The 14,226-nt window shown below is 30.9% G+C and carries 15 protein-coding genes; all 15 read right to left on the reverse strand.

What is annotated here, in order from left to right; all coding sequences use genetic code 11:
- Positions 1-386 precede the first annotated feature (386 nt).
- On the reverse strand, positions 387-740 hold the full coding sequence (locus tag QE109_RS11955) for a type II toxin-antitoxin system RnlB family antitoxin (RefSeq protein ID WP_281094764.1): 354 nt from the start codon (positions 738-740) through the stop codon (positions 387-389).
- Positions 741-742: 2 nt separating this feature from the next.
- The gene (locus tag QE109_RS11960) at positions 743-1,780 is read right to left on the reverse strand and encodes a type II toxin-antitoxin system RnlA family toxin (RefSeq protein WP_281094765.1); all 1,038 of its coding nucleotides are present in this window, start codon (positions 1,778-1,780) and stop codon (positions 743-745) included.
- 2 nt (positions 1,781-1,782) lie between these two features.
- Complete coding sequence (locus tag QE109_RS11965) at positions 1,783-3,093, reverse strand: S1 domain-containing protein (RefSeq protein ID WP_281094766.1); 1,311 nt, start codon at positions 3,091-3,093, stop codon at positions 1,783-1,785.
- Positions 3,094-3,435: 342 nt separating this feature from the next.
- A complete protein-coding gene (locus tag QE109_RS11970) occupies positions 3,436-4,524 on the reverse strand; it encodes a hypothetical protein (protein ID WP_281094767.1) in 1,089 nt (362 codons plus the stop codon).
- The gene (locus tag QE109_RS11975) at positions 4,521-6,212 is read right to left on the reverse strand and encodes a hypothetical protein (RefSeq protein ID WP_281094768.1); all 1,692 of its coding nucleotides are present in this window, start codon (positions 6,210-6,212) and stop codon (positions 4,521-4,523) included. The genes QE109_RS11970 and QE109_RS11975 overlap by 4 nt, the downstream gene beginning before the upstream one ends.
- Positions 6,213-6,307: 95 nt before the next feature.
- Complete coding sequence (locus QE109_RS11980) at positions 6,308-6,766, reverse strand: ATP-binding protein (RefSeq protein WP_281094769.1); 459 nt, start codon at positions 6,764-6,766, stop codon at positions 6,308-6,310.
- 178 nt (positions 6,767-6,944) lie between these two features.
- Positions 6,945-7,610, reverse strand: a complete 666-nt coding sequence (locus tag QE109_RS11985) for an ATP-binding protein (RefSeq protein ID WP_281094770.1) — start codon at positions 7,608-7,610, stop codon at positions 6,945-6,947.
- Positions 7,611-7,650: 40 nt separating this feature from the next.
- Positions 7,651-7,860 carry a hypothetical protein gene (locus QE109_RS11990; RefSeq protein ID WP_281094771.1) on the reverse strand — a complete coding sequence of 70 codons (210 nt, stop codon included), beginning with the start codon at positions 7,858-7,860 and terminating at the stop codon, positions 7,651-7,653.
- Between the two features lie 234 nt (positions 7,861-8,094).
- Entirely contained in the window at positions 8,095-8,286 is a 192-nt protein-coding gene (locus tag QE109_RS11995) for a hypothetical protein (protein ID WP_281094772.1), read from the reverse strand.
- A 1-nt stretch (position 8,287) separates the two neighbouring features.
- On the reverse strand, positions 8,288-9,244 hold the full coding sequence (locus tag QE109_RS12000; RefSeq protein WP_281094773.1) for a hypothetical protein: 957 nt from the start codon (positions 9,242-9,244) through the stop codon (positions 8,288-8,290).
- 519 nt (positions 9,245-9,763) lie between these two features.
- The gene (locus QE109_RS12005) at positions 9,764-10,378 is read right to left on the reverse strand and encodes a glycosyltransferase (RefSeq protein WP_281094774.1); all 615 of its coding nucleotides are present in this window, start codon (positions 10,376-10,378) and stop codon (positions 9,764-9,766) included.
- Positions 10,379-11,085: 707 nt separating this feature from the next.
- Positions 11,086-12,468, reverse strand: a complete 1,383-nt coding sequence (gene rlmD / locus QE109_RS12010) for a 23S rRNA (uracil(1939)-C(5))-methyltransferase RlmD (protein ID WP_281094775.1) — start codon at positions 12,466-12,468, stop codon at positions 11,086-11,088.
- Between the two features lie 109 nt (positions 12,469-12,577).
- Positions 12,578-13,237, reverse strand: coding sequence for an HAD family hydrolase (locus QE109_RS12015; protein WP_281094776.1), 660 nt, complete (start codon positions 13,235-13,237; stop codon positions 12,578-12,580).
- A 1-nt stretch (position 13,238) separates the two neighbouring features.
- A complete protein-coding gene (locus QE109_RS12020; RefSeq protein WP_281094777.1) occupies positions 13,239-13,661 on the reverse strand; it encodes a thioesterase family protein in 423 nt (140 codons plus the stop codon).
- 14 nt (positions 13,662-13,675) lie between these two features.
- Complete coding sequence (locus QE109_RS12025; RefSeq protein WP_281094778.1) at positions 13,676-14,218, reverse strand: DUF6648 family protein; 543 nt, start codon at positions 14,216-14,218, stop codon at positions 13,676-13,678.
- Between the last annotated feature and the right edge of the window lie 8 nt (positions 14,219-14,226).

The following is a 14,226-nucleotide window of genomic DNA, read 5'->3' on the forward strand; positions in this document are numbered from 1 at the left end:
GGAACAAGTGATCTAAAAAATCATACTCAATGGTCTATCGCATCGGAATGAGTGGTCATTTTGGTATGGAATACTCAGTAAATAATCTTCATACATAATGCTACTCCTTTAAAACGTTTATTTGATTAAAGTTATATATATCATATCAAAGTTTAAAGAAAATTATTTGAAAATTTCATTTTCAAAATCAGAAGCACTAATATTTACTTGGTGACTCTAACTCTGATTCTGATTTTGACTCCTAGATTACCGCCCTGAACTCATAAAAATAAGACGAGCCTCCTTTAGTCGGGAACTCGCCTTCAATTTCTTCTGATTCTTAGAAAAAACCATTACTAATGTATTTAAAGAAAGCAATATGAGCATTGTGAAACTAAAATTCACATTTAAGCAGACAAAATAAAGTTTTTTATTCTATCGGATAGTGAACTTTCATCTAAGTATCTTCTATTTCTTATCAGATATTTTCTGACTTGACTTTTAGCCATCTCTGATACGTCCCTTGTATTAATTATCTTGCTATCATGTTTTCCTTGTGAATCATAATTTATTAAAGCAAATCTATTGAATGAATATCCATTTCTTAACAATAAATCAAGAACGATTGAAAAACTTGAACCTCTTAAACTTTTAAGCTCATTATAAATATCATCAAGAATAAAGTATGGATCATCAATAGATGTAAGTAATACTACATCAAGATTCTCTTCTTCTAATGAAAAAATCTTATACTCATTCATTATCAATCATCCTTTCCGGTTAACTTAACTGAAGTCATTCTTATTAAATCAAGCACCTCAAAGAGCAAATCATACGCCTCTTTTTTCTCTTGTATTATTCTAGTGTATGAAGGGTCAATCGTAGAATGCAAATATACATTTCTTTTATTCGAGTACATTTTATATAAACTCTTCAATGCGTTTTTCTGTTCCAAACCAATCAAGCTGTTTGCATCTATATCACAAAATCCATTAACTTCATGAAACATACTAAATGTGTTTGATTTTTTCAACTTATAGTCAAATCCGGTGCTTAAAATTTTCTTCAAATATCCCTCTAATGCCTTGAATGCACCTGTTAAACAACCAGTATAATCTTCTGATTGATTTATTTGATTTATCATGCTGATTGATCCAGATATTGATTTTAATAATGCCTCATCCAAATAATCATAAGCTTCACCTAACTTATCTTTCATCTGTTTACGTACATCAGACGAATGTACCTCATTAATCCTCCCTTGAGAACCCATTAGTATAATATCTTCAATTTTATATTCTGGTAAAGATGCAAAAAAAGACATTATTACACTATAAGCTTGGTGTGGGCGTCCTTGAATCAAAATATTATTTTTTGTTGGATAGTAATGTAACATAACTGTATCTCCATTGTACCCAGAAATTGTATAAACATTACTTGATTTTGAAATTGATACAGACCCTTTTAGGTCTTCATATATATGTTTCTCAAGTAAATCTAATATATCTTTTGAACAAAACATCGTAAATTGCTTAGGTTTTACCGTAGCGCTATATCCACTTTGCTCGATATGTTTAATAAGAGTATTACACTCACCAATGTTTTTACCCTTTGGCAAGATATTTACATATTTCTCAGTTACAAAGATATCCAATGCACACTCTTTACCTTTGAGATTAAACTTACATACATATTTCTTCTGATTTCCAAGATAGCTTTTTAATAAAAAAGTACTATCCATGCACGAGTATTCTCTTATTATTTTTTCAATATCATTTGGGTTTATATGTATTTTAGCCATTCTTAAATCTCCTTTTCAATATTTATTGCTCTCGTTCTACCATCCTTTTCAAGAATAACATCAAATTTTACTTTATCACCTTTCTTTAATCCTTCTGATAAATCTACATCTGCTAATCTAAAATAAACATTATTCTTTGACCCATTTTGTGTTAAGAACCCTACTTTACCATTTTCTAGTATTTTGAGAACTGATCCAGATATTTTATCAATTCCCTCAATTTCTTGAATGTATTGCTTGGAAATATCCTGAATCATACGAATATTTGGTTTTTCATCAATATTTATTTCAAAATTTTCAATAGCAAATCTTAACTCTTCAGGATGATACCATCCTTGTCTTTCTCGGTAATATGCACTGGCTTGATAATAAACTATTGATTTTTTTCTTTCTCCTTTAGCATCCCATAATTGAGCTATATCAAATAATAAATTTACCATTTTCTCATACTCAAATTTTGTTTCAATCGCCTTAGAAGCATATAACAACGAGTTTTTAATATCATTGTATCTAAGATAAATCTGTGCTAATTTATGATACATATACCAGTAATTTTCTGTTGCCGCTATCTTCTTGTACTCAACAATATCATCATCGATATCCTTTGAAATCATGCATAAGCAATAGTGCATTCTTGCTTTAAACCATAGCTGATTTCTATAATGGAACTTATCAATATTTTCAAGCGCTTCCTCACAATAAGTAATACATTCTTTAAATCGTTCTCTTTTCTCTAAGCCTTTCGTGTAATACTGGTAAAAAAATTCCTTATAAGATGCGAGTTCTCTTTTCTTACCGTTATCATCGAATTCAAATACTTCATTAGGTAATTCATGTTGATTTAGTTTATCCAACCAATTTATTATTGCATCCCAATTAGTTGATGGTTTGTCTCTGTATACTTTCACAACTTTAATAATTGTCAACCCATAAGGGTTCAAATAAAATTTATCTCTGCTTAATTGTTTAAGTTCATTAGTTATATATGTAGATCTTTTTAAAAATTCTTTAAAATTTTCTGTATCTGAGGCATCATATGTTTTAATATGGGCATCGTAGATGCACCAACACAATGTTGATGAAATAAATCGATTTCTAAATAGTTTTGTATCAGCATTCAAATCTCTACAAATATCCACAAACTCTTCAGATCTATTACTTTTTCTTAAACATAAACCTAAATAGCCCAAAATTGTTGAATTGATAGATTCACTCTCAGACCATAATTGTTCGAAAATTACTAATGCGTCTTCATATTTTTGATTATTATATTTTTCTTTTCCTTCACTTATAATTTCTTCTATACTTTTCATATATACCTTACCTATCATAGAGTCTAAATATATCTACCACTATTAATTTCATCAATTTTAATTAAGCTTAATAATTTAAAACTACTTTATAGATTCATCATTATATTTTACTAACATTTCTTCGCTTCCATTAAGACAATAATCCTATACTTTTTAACACTTTTTCACTTATGATACGGTTCACCGTATCAACCTAGAACCAACACTTTTTGAAAACAGCTTAGAGATTGCTATTAATGAACTAAAACTATATATTTATTTAGTGTCGAAGTGTCAGTTAGGAGATAGCTTAGATATAGTTATTCCATTTACCATAGAAGAAATTAATGAGATAGGCAAAGATTAATCTTTGTCTATCTCATTAACTACTTTATTCCAAAACTCAGACCATGGTCTTAATTCAACAAGCTTCTTTCCTCTACCAAACAATAGGCGATTTCTAACTTTAGTTTCCCTATCTTTAATCTTACATGGATTCACATAAACGACAACTTTTTTAATAAATTGATTCTCAATAATTCTTTTATTAATATGGTCATCATTTTCTCCGCTGTAACCTAAAATGTGAATCTCATCAATCTTATATTCTTGTAAGATATCATAATAATCTGCTAATCTACTTTGACCATATCTAAATGCACCATAATTGAAATCATCCCATCTAAATCCAGCTTTCAAATCATCATACTTTTCTTCAGCATTTATTCCCCATATAAGCCTTGCTTCACTCGGTGTATACCTTCCATCAGGGTCCTTATTTCTATGATTTATACTAAAACCACCATGCAGATGATATGGAAATCTATCTTCGCCATCAAGAATATCATCCACGATGGTATCATAATTTGTGGTAAAAATGTACTTAAAATCTTTAATAGTCTCAACTAGTTTATCCTGACAAATCTCTTCATTGTTAATAGATTTAATTCCATGGTTTGCATTATTAAAATAAATATCAGTTGCGACTTTTTTTACGTGGATATACTCTTCTTTTGAGAACTTATTTATCTCCCCAAATAATGCAAGAACTTTTAGATAGGTTTCTATTCCATTCAGTTTTTCACAATTAACTGATGACCACAGCCCATATTCAGCAAAATACGATTCAAATATCTCATTAGGATTCTCGAAACCTATTTGAGAAAGTTTTGATACTACATGGTCTTTCAATTTATTACTAATAGCAATTGAATCAGAACTAGGTATCAATGTATCACTTGGATATAATCCTTCACTTGGAAATAAAGCTTCAGAGACATCTAATAGTTCTGTATTATTCAAATCTAAGTTTCTTATTTTGTCAAATAAGCTTTCGATTTTACCTACTAACTCAGTTTCTTTCCCAAAGAACTTTGTCATCATAGGTGCGTTATAATAATTTGAATTCATGTATGAAGTAAATCCATTTCCAATTAATATTGCCTTATTCATATTTCATACTCCATATTAATCACACGTTCAATAAATTCTTCAATTTTTTTACTATCGAACATTTTTCCTGTACCCGATACAATTAGAGGATATATACCCTTATAGAATTCATCATTACGTATGTTATTTAACTTATCCATAGCATTGTTTATGATTAACTCATCGTCTTCTGAACTGAAAAATAAAATAATTAAATTACTTTTTTTATCACTCAATTGATTGTAAGAATTCAAGGTACTAACCATATTGTCTACTGTTCTAAGTAAATCATTCGGCTGCAATTTTCTTCGATATTTTATCTCAAAAATTATATCCGGATTTTCCTTGTGCTTCGCAACAACATCCAAACTCATTCTTCGACCATTTATACTCTCACTTCGGTTTAAATACACTTCATATTCAAGATTAGTTAAATATCTCGATATAATATAATTACTATATCCTTCAAACAACTCTGCTTTCATTATATTCAAATTATTGCTTGATAATGATAACCTCTCTATTTCATCGCTATCAATTTTTTCACCATGCTTAATCCTATTACTAAGTCTAATTAGTGATAAATGCTTCTCATCTAACCAACGGTTACTTACAATTCTATTTTTCACTAGTAAATCAATAATATTTCTAAGTGATTTAGCCTTAAATCCATTTTCAATGTTTAGTTCACTTAGCATTTCACGAGAAAACTCTTCTAGTTCTATTATTTCCTGAAGATATCTATACTTAGAGTTTGTAGTATAGTTAATAAACTTAGACATGTATACATCGGCTGTTGATGTCCATCTAAAATGCCTTTCATCATTCACTACCTTAACCTCAAGTAACTCACTATTAACTAACTCAGTTAATAAAACATTACATATATCGTTTAGTTCTATTTCATACCATTCATGATAATTATCAGAATAGTCCTTTTCAAAATCAAATACATCAGCAATAACAAAGTATGTATTACCTCTAACTTTCATTTTTCTAACCCAAAGATATATTTGATAAATTAAAAAATCTCTTATACCAATGTCATACTCATTATTATCAATTTGCCTATCTATAATGTCATTTATGATTGATAGAATTTTAGAATCAGTTTCATACTTAGAAATATCATTGTCTTCTATTCTTACATAAGCTTTATTATCTTCCCAAACAATATCTTGAAGCAATCTATTAGTAAACCTTCTTAAAGTTCCATTTGAGTTAAGAATCAGCGACTTCATATATAGGTCTACGAAATCTTTCTTCAAGATGCTTTTATCAATTACGAACGATTCAAAAGCTTTTGTTAAATCAGATTCACTGACCAATGGAACATGTATACTCTTTGAGAAAATACTAGATAATAAAGAATCATCTAATAAATCAGATAATAAAAGTTTATAGTACATCTTTTGACCGGATATTACTATAAAAGATGCTAGATTTGATAATAGCAATGGCTTCATATCAGAAACCAATCCTTCCATTTCTGAATCACTCTCGATTTTATCAAGTTCATCCAGAACAAATATAACTTTAAAATTTTCTTTGTTCAAACTACTTAAAACTGTACTTAAGTGATACTCTGCAATTTCATCATCATATAGAGATTTTCTTGTATGTTCCTCAATTTCAGACTTATTCTTCTTTAAAACTTTTTTTATTTCTGTATTACTAACTACAAACCAGATACAGCTAATCAATAACAATGTCCACTCTTTATGCTTGGTAATAAAAGGGATTATATTTATTTTTAAGTTAATTGCTGCGAATAGAAATGCTGCCGCTGGTGAAATATCCTTTATTAAATCTTTAAGTTGAACTTTGTCGTTGCTTCGTAACTATGTTCCTTTAGTTCGGTCAGATTTGAAATATTTGATATTTCAAAAAAAGTATGGTCATAAAGTAACTTTATTTGATTTATCAACTTCTTATCTTTAATTAATTTAAATTTCTTATTTGCCTCAAGTGACAAGTATAACTCTCTAATTAGCTTTCGCTGTATTATAGAAAGGCTATCACGTTTTGTAAAATTAAGTTCAATAAATACACTTCTTTCATCATTGAACTCATTAATAAGGTTTTTAACTAACGTAGTTTTTCCAGCCCCTCTATACCCAGAGACTAAAATACTAGAATTATTCCCATTCGCCAATTGGCTTTTTAATTGTGAAAGTGAAGATTTCATGTCTTCATTAGTAACTACATGTTGAACACCATTTGGTGACAAGGTGATTTTATCAATATCAATTTGAAACTTCATAATCCCTCCAAAACTGTACTTATTACTTTGGTTCTATTTTTTACTTAGCACCGTATCAACATAAAACCAACGTTTTACTTTTTATCAAACGTTAAAAAATAGCCATTTATCTTTCTCACATTTCGTCACTTATGATACGGTTCTGGGTATCTCACCCCAGTGAGTGTCAAAATATGCTCTATTTACATTTATATTTTGTATTTTTCCCAATACCTATTTTGATAACTACATCTTTATCCAGTAATCCATTTATCAAGTTAGTCGCTTTAGTTTTGCCGATACCCATGTATTTTTCAGTATCTACGCGACTTATTCCCTTTGTTGACTTAATATAATTAAGCAATTTTTCTTCTTCCATTGTCAAATCGGCTTGTTTTGTATTGATTTCTGCTGCCATACTTAATTTTGGCAGGATGACCTGAATTGAGTTTTCAAAAACTTTGAACTCAGGACTTTGTCCAAATGAACGATATACATATTTTATTCTTCTAACACCAGTTCCCATTTTCTCTATAATTTTGCATCTTAAAAATATATCTGCAATTATTCTATTTCTAGCATTTGAAAAATTGCCATTTAAGTATTCCTCTTTAGAAATTCCTACTGGTAGTCCACCAATAGAAGTTATCTCCACCCGATCTTCGAAAATCTCGACTCTATTATTTCCTCTTCTACTATAATCCCTATGGATGATTGCGTTTGCGACCGCCTCTTTATAAGCTTCTTCTGGCACTTCTTCAAAAGACTCTCTGAATGCGCCCTTTATACGATCACCCTGATTAATATGCTTTTTGTAGAATAACATAGCGGTTTCAAATTCTTCTATAACTGAAACTGACTTCAAGCATATCCTATCCTTGAATGTCATCATAGATTTGGATAGGCTACACTAACATGAACAGTTTTTTGAAGGAGCTGTTTGGAAGGTCAATTCCACGTTCATCATCGCCCAATGCTTCCAAAATGACATAGTCAATTTTTTCTTCGAAAACTTTCAATAGATAGTAGATCACTGCTCTTATTTCAAATCTATTTCTACTCTTATCAGCCCTTCCACCTAATTCTTTAGGAATATATATCCCCCCCTGATCCAAAAATGAAATTTCATACTAAAAAAACCGCCCTCACTTGTGGTACGGTTCACCATCGGATACTAAAATCATTCATTATATATTAATTTGTACACCAAATTCAAACTTATCGCACTACATTAAATTTCTATAACTAACCAAATTGCTATAGTCTTGAAATGATTAGCATGGATATTCAATGGAACCATGCCACGCATAAAATCAATAAACTTCTAATAGGTTGAAATATTACTAAAATTATACATGTTTAGTTTTTCTGATTTTAATTTGAATTAGTTCAGTTAAATTATCTGGTTTATCGTCTATAATTTCGCACCAACCATTTTTTTGTAACTCTTCATAAAAGCTTGTTTTTAAAGGACTTTCTGAAAAAATACCAGGATTGGGTTTCTTCTCCATTTTTAAAATTTTTTTTAGTTTTCTTAACATTTTAATTCTCCATATTTTCTAATTCATGTAATGTATCCGTAATATCTTGAATGGAAATATCTTCAATCGAGTTATTCCTTTTTAAGCATTCAACTAGTTGTATATATTTCTTTTTAATATTTTCATTCTTAAAATCCTCATAAAACATTCTGACCTTTGACAAAGCAACTACGTCATTTTGGAAGATAACTTTATCAAATTTTTTTATATGGTTTAGTTGTAATAAAGACGTTATGTAATAATATCCAGCTCTTATAACATAATATTTTTCATGCTTAAACTTTTGTTTTTCAAACAGACATTTCTGGAATTCCTGTTTTTCTGCTGAAATTTTATCTTCAAATCTTCTTATCAAAAAATCTCTATCATATAGATGATTTTGTGTAATGTTTTTTAGCCACTGAAAATAGCCTTTTTGTCCTTTTAAGAGTTTTCCAGTTACAATTACACTATTTTCATAAGGCATTCCAGCACTTGCAGCATATAAGAACGATAAGTAATCTCTATAAACAATATCTACTTGATTTATGTTTTCTTTTGACGATACATCATCCATACCAGTTGTTCCTTTATTGTGTAAATATCTTCTTCCTTCTTTTGGAATACCTAACATCAAAACAATGAAGTCGTAATCTTGCGGTAATTTATTGTTTGCTTCAACAGAAGATCCGTATTGAATCAAAAGATAATCAGAATACTCGGGAAAATTTCTTGTCATTGTATCTTTGATCTCTAAAGATTTGTCTAACTCTTCTATCCAATGTATATCATTAAAATTTTCATATTTCAAAAGTTCATTTAGTTCTTTGGGTTTATTTTTTATATAATTTATAACTCTTGTAATTAATGCTAAAATAACTGCAGCAATTATGCTAACCATTATCCCATCAAAATTAGTTTGAGCCCATAATTTTATTGCATCCATTAGTTCAATAGAGGCGGTTATTATTTCGTGCATTTTGATTCTCCATCCTATTTTTTGTAATCTATTTGATCTCTTTCAAATTCTTCATGCTATCATCAAAACCGTGTATAAATAATTATGCAATTAATATCCCGTATTGAAAATCCCTAATCTTTTAACACATTAATCTGCATTGGTGTCAAAGAAGTCTCCGAAAAAGTACTTACAACGGTTTCATGAGGATTCTAGGCCTATTTTCTATTAAAGCTATAGTTTTTGCGACTTTCTCAGACTTGGTGGTTATCTTAAGCGAATTGGATAAGTATAATACTCTATACTCCAACACTGTTTGTTAATAAGTATGTTTATATAATTATAATATAAAGTACTCACAATTTGTATGGCTAATTAATACTTCTGACAAAAGGATTTACTTGATATGATAACCAATTATATTCGAATGTACTTGGTTGTCCAAGTGTACGGTTCGAGGTACTATAATTCAATGCGCTTTAACAACCGAATATACAACAATTAAAGCAACTATTTGTAATCAAAATGTCAATTTTGAGATTACCGGTAATCATGCAAATTATACCATTGTTCGCATTTTTGTGGATTTTCCCGAAGCGATTTATGCAATAATAACCCTCCTTGCATAAATAAGTCTTTGAACTTTAACATCTTAAATTTACGAGATGACGTTATTATATAACCTCGGTATATATTGCAATACTTTAAACTTTTCTCCTTTCCAAAATCTCTTAAGCGCAACACAAAATCTATATCCTCAGCAGCATAATATTTTTCATTAAATCCACCAATCTCATCAAAATAATTTTTCCTAGTATAGAGCATTACACCACTCAATCCAACTATATGAGTAGCTAGAACACTTGCAACAAATATAAGGCTAAAAGTGAGATTCCGTCTATCAAGTTTAAACTTTGTCCCACCTCCAACATATTTATTTGATTGCATGTATGTGCAAATAAGATTGAACATATTAGAACTAATTTCTGAATCGGCATCTAAAAAACAAAGTATCTCACCAGTAGCATATTGAGCACCTGTATTTCTAACTTTAGCGATATTGTGCACTCTTTCATTTACAATTGTTACCTCAAATCTCTTCGCAATCTCGATAGTTCTATCTTCCGAATTATTATCTACAAGAACGATTTCCAAATAATTACAATTGCTCTTCTCAAATTCTCTTTTTGGCTATCATCACTGATTTAAGCATTTTTTCAATCAACCGTTCTTCGTTGTAAGCAGGAATTATCAACGAAATTTTCATAAACACCCTCCAATATATCTATTTTTCTAATAAATGTTCACCGCTATAACTCGCAATTGCTATTTATATATATCTTTTAAAACAATATAACATCACACTTATAATCATTTAATTTCAAGAAGAATATTCCGTATGTCCCTACTTATGGTACGGTTCACCTTCTCATATATAACAGTGAACCAACCACAAATATAACCAATTTATCATCAAACATGTTTCACTTAATTACTCTCATAAACTACTATAACCCTTTGCCATAACACATGATATTGCACACTCCAATTTCTAAAGCAAAGCTATATAACTAATTATATTTTATTATAATTATTACAACTTGTATACAGAGAACCTATCAGTATAGTCACACATAATTCTTAGTGGTCAAATCGTAGATTCATTTCTATAACTTTTATTTGCTTTTTCTATTATCGCTTTATTGAAACTGCAAAATATATGGACTTTAATCTTCAAAAAAAGACTTCTATGTTATTGCGCTCTACTAGAAATTTGATTGTTTTCCAGCGTGAGAGCGAATACCATAGAAGTCCTATTATATTATAATCGTATGTTATCTGTTTTTATTAATTTGTTTTATTTAATTTGTTTCATTAACAGTCTTCGTAAGTCTCGTCACGCATTCAACGCCTCCCGTCCAGGGGAACATATCCACAAGTGTAATATCATCCGCCTTGTACCCTTGCTTTTGAAAGACGATGAGATCATCAAGGAGTGTCGATGGGTTACATGAAACATAGACGATACTTGGGATGCCATAGCTCGCCACTGCAACTGTCGTCTTCTCGCCCATACCACTTCGAGGTGGATCTACGACGATAACATCTGGTTTTTCTTTCACCTTTTTAAGCTGTTCAAATACATCACCGCAGATGAATTCACAGTTATCAAGCCCGTTCATATGGGCGTTTTCTCTCGCTGCAACAACTGCATCTTCAACCCACTCTATGCCGATTACTTTTTTAGCTTTTTGCGCCATGATTTGACCGATTGTGCCTGTACCACTAAAGAGGTCAAAGCAAACCTTATCTTCCATTGATTCTATCTGATCAAGAGCAGTTTGATAAAGTCTTTCAGCACCTTTGGTATTGGTTTGGAAGAATGAATAAAGTGTGATTTTAAATGTCAAATCAAATAACTTCTCAGTGATATAAAGTCCACCTAATAGACAATCAATTTCACCTGATACTACATCACCCAGTCCATCATTTTTCACATATAAAACGCTACTTAATTTACCCACTAAAGGCAGTTCATTTAGATATTTCGCAAAGGACTTACCATCAAATACGTTCCCCGCAGTATCAGCAGGTTGAGTGGATGCTGAAAGCGCTACCATGATTTCGCCTGTTCCCTTAGCTTTTCTTACCACAAGATGTCTTAAAAATCCAATATGACTCCGTTTATTGTATTTGATCAAGCCGTTTTCTTTCGCATATGCTAAAACTGCCTTTTGGATCGTTCTAAAATCCACATCAGCCAAATGACAATTTGGTACATCTACGACATCATGATGGTGTCCTTTTTTATGCATTCCAAGTGTTAAAGGACCATCTTTGAACTCATCGCCGAAAGAAAACTCCATTTTATTACGGTATTCAAAAGCCTCTGGGCTTGGAACAATTGGATTAAACTTAAGCATAAGACCTGCTTCGTCAAACAAGTTCTTCACCATCTCTGTTTTAAGGTTTAACTGTGATTCATAATCAAGTGTTTGTAGCATACAGCCACCGCACATATTGAAATGCTCACAAAAAGAATCTTTTTCATTTGGTGCACGCTCAATCACTTCAAGTGCCCTTGCTTCTATTTTAGTAGATCTTTTTTTGCTAATTCGACATGCTAAGACCTGCCCTGTTAGTGCGTTTTTCACCCTTATTTCTTGATCTTCAAAGATACCGATGCCTACATTGGGGTATTTCATACGCGTAATTTTAAGTTCTATTTCTTGACCCTTTTTCACCTTGACTCCTTTCAACATAAAGTTGACTCATATAAAGTTTAGTTGTACTTAAAAAATATTATCCATCTAAAGAGATGGATAATATTGAGAATACTTATAAATTTAATCTTTACTGCTTTACGAACAAATCTTTGAAACTCATAATGAAACCATCTGCATCAGCTTTGATTTCATTTTGATAGTCTTCTGATAACGCATCATAGACCGCAACGACTTTCATACCAGCGCGTTTTGCAGCTAACACACCTGCATGTGTATCTTCAAAAACAAGGCATCTTTTAGGCGTAACCTCTAGATCTTCAGCTACTTTTAGAAAAATATCTGGATGTGGCTTGCCTTTTTCAACTTCGCAAGATGTTCTCATAGAACCAAAATATTGATGGATACCGTGTGCAACAACCACTTCTGTTAACAGTTCTCTTGAGTTGCTTGTACCAATTCCCACTTTTATATTCTTCGAAACTGCATATTCAATTAACGCTTTCGCTTCTTCTTTCAACTTAATCTTTTGCCTGTAAAAGAGTTTTGCCATTTCATTCCATTCATCTTGAATTTCCTTAAGTGGCTCTTTCAAATCAAATCTCTCAATAAAATACTGAGCAGTTTCTGTGAAACTCATCCCCTCAATGTCCTTTTGAAGATCATGAGGCAACTTAATACCCCTTTTTTCTAAAAAATCAATATCAATTTGTTTCCAAATCCACATTGAGTCTATTAAAGTACCATCAAGGTCGAAGATGATTGCATCGATGTCTTTTAAAATTTGCATATTACCTCTCTAACTGTGACTCCCTTTCCCTAGTCTGAGCACGATCAATTAAACTACTGTAGTTTACTACACTACGCGTATGTTTGCCTTTACCCACTTGACCATATTCGTCATATGCTTTCATATGAAGGAGATATTTTTCGTTTTCTATTTTTTGAATAGTAATTTCGATTGTAATTGTTGATCCGATTAAAGATGGTTTAAAATGATCAACTTCCACATGATGTCCAACAGAGATATAGCCCTCTGGCAATACAGGATCCATTAACTGGGTACTTGCCTCAATCATTAAAGCGACCAATCTCGGTGTTGCAAAGAGATTTTCGATTTTGCCACTACCATAGTGCAGTGCAGTGTCATCAATGGTTACCTTTTTTTGAATTGTAAGTGTCATGCCTTCTTGTAGTTGATTTTTTACAGTCATACATTCCGCCTCCTTTAGTAGATCTTAGTGTTCACGTAGTCAGCAATGACCGAAGCAATCGGTTCATCTGAAAAACATCCAGTCTCTCTCAGTTTGTACAGAATTTTTCGGTCTTTTGAATGTAATACCACTTTTTCATAGTTATTAAACCTTATTTCGTAAATCTGTCCTTCTAAAGTTCTAGAATTCATATGAATGAAATAGGCTTCAACCTCTTTAAACTCAACCTTTTCAAGCATACTTAAAGTGATTTTGTCTTTTTTAGAATAAAAATCGTAAGCACGGTCTTTCAATTTTACACAATTCGTGTAATCTTTAAACTCAATTGCATCCGCTTCCAGCATTAATTTTTTAGCCATTGTATTAAAATAATGATACTTTAGTATACCTTCTTCAATACTCTCAATTTGATAATTAACACGTTTAAAACCTGACATCAATTCATAGTTTTCAATAATAAAATTTTCTTTCGTTAATTGACCTTGTTCAAGTAAAGTGATCAACTCAATTCTTTTTTGACAAAATGCCTCAATTTCTTTGCTGTTAAATTCCTTCAATTCCTTAA

Origin of the sequence: Fusibacter bizertensis (assembly GCF_029914245.1) — a bacterium.
Lineage (GTDB): Bacteria > Bacillota > Clostridia > Peptostreptococcales > Acidaminobacteraceae > Fusibacter_C > Fusibacter_C bizertensis.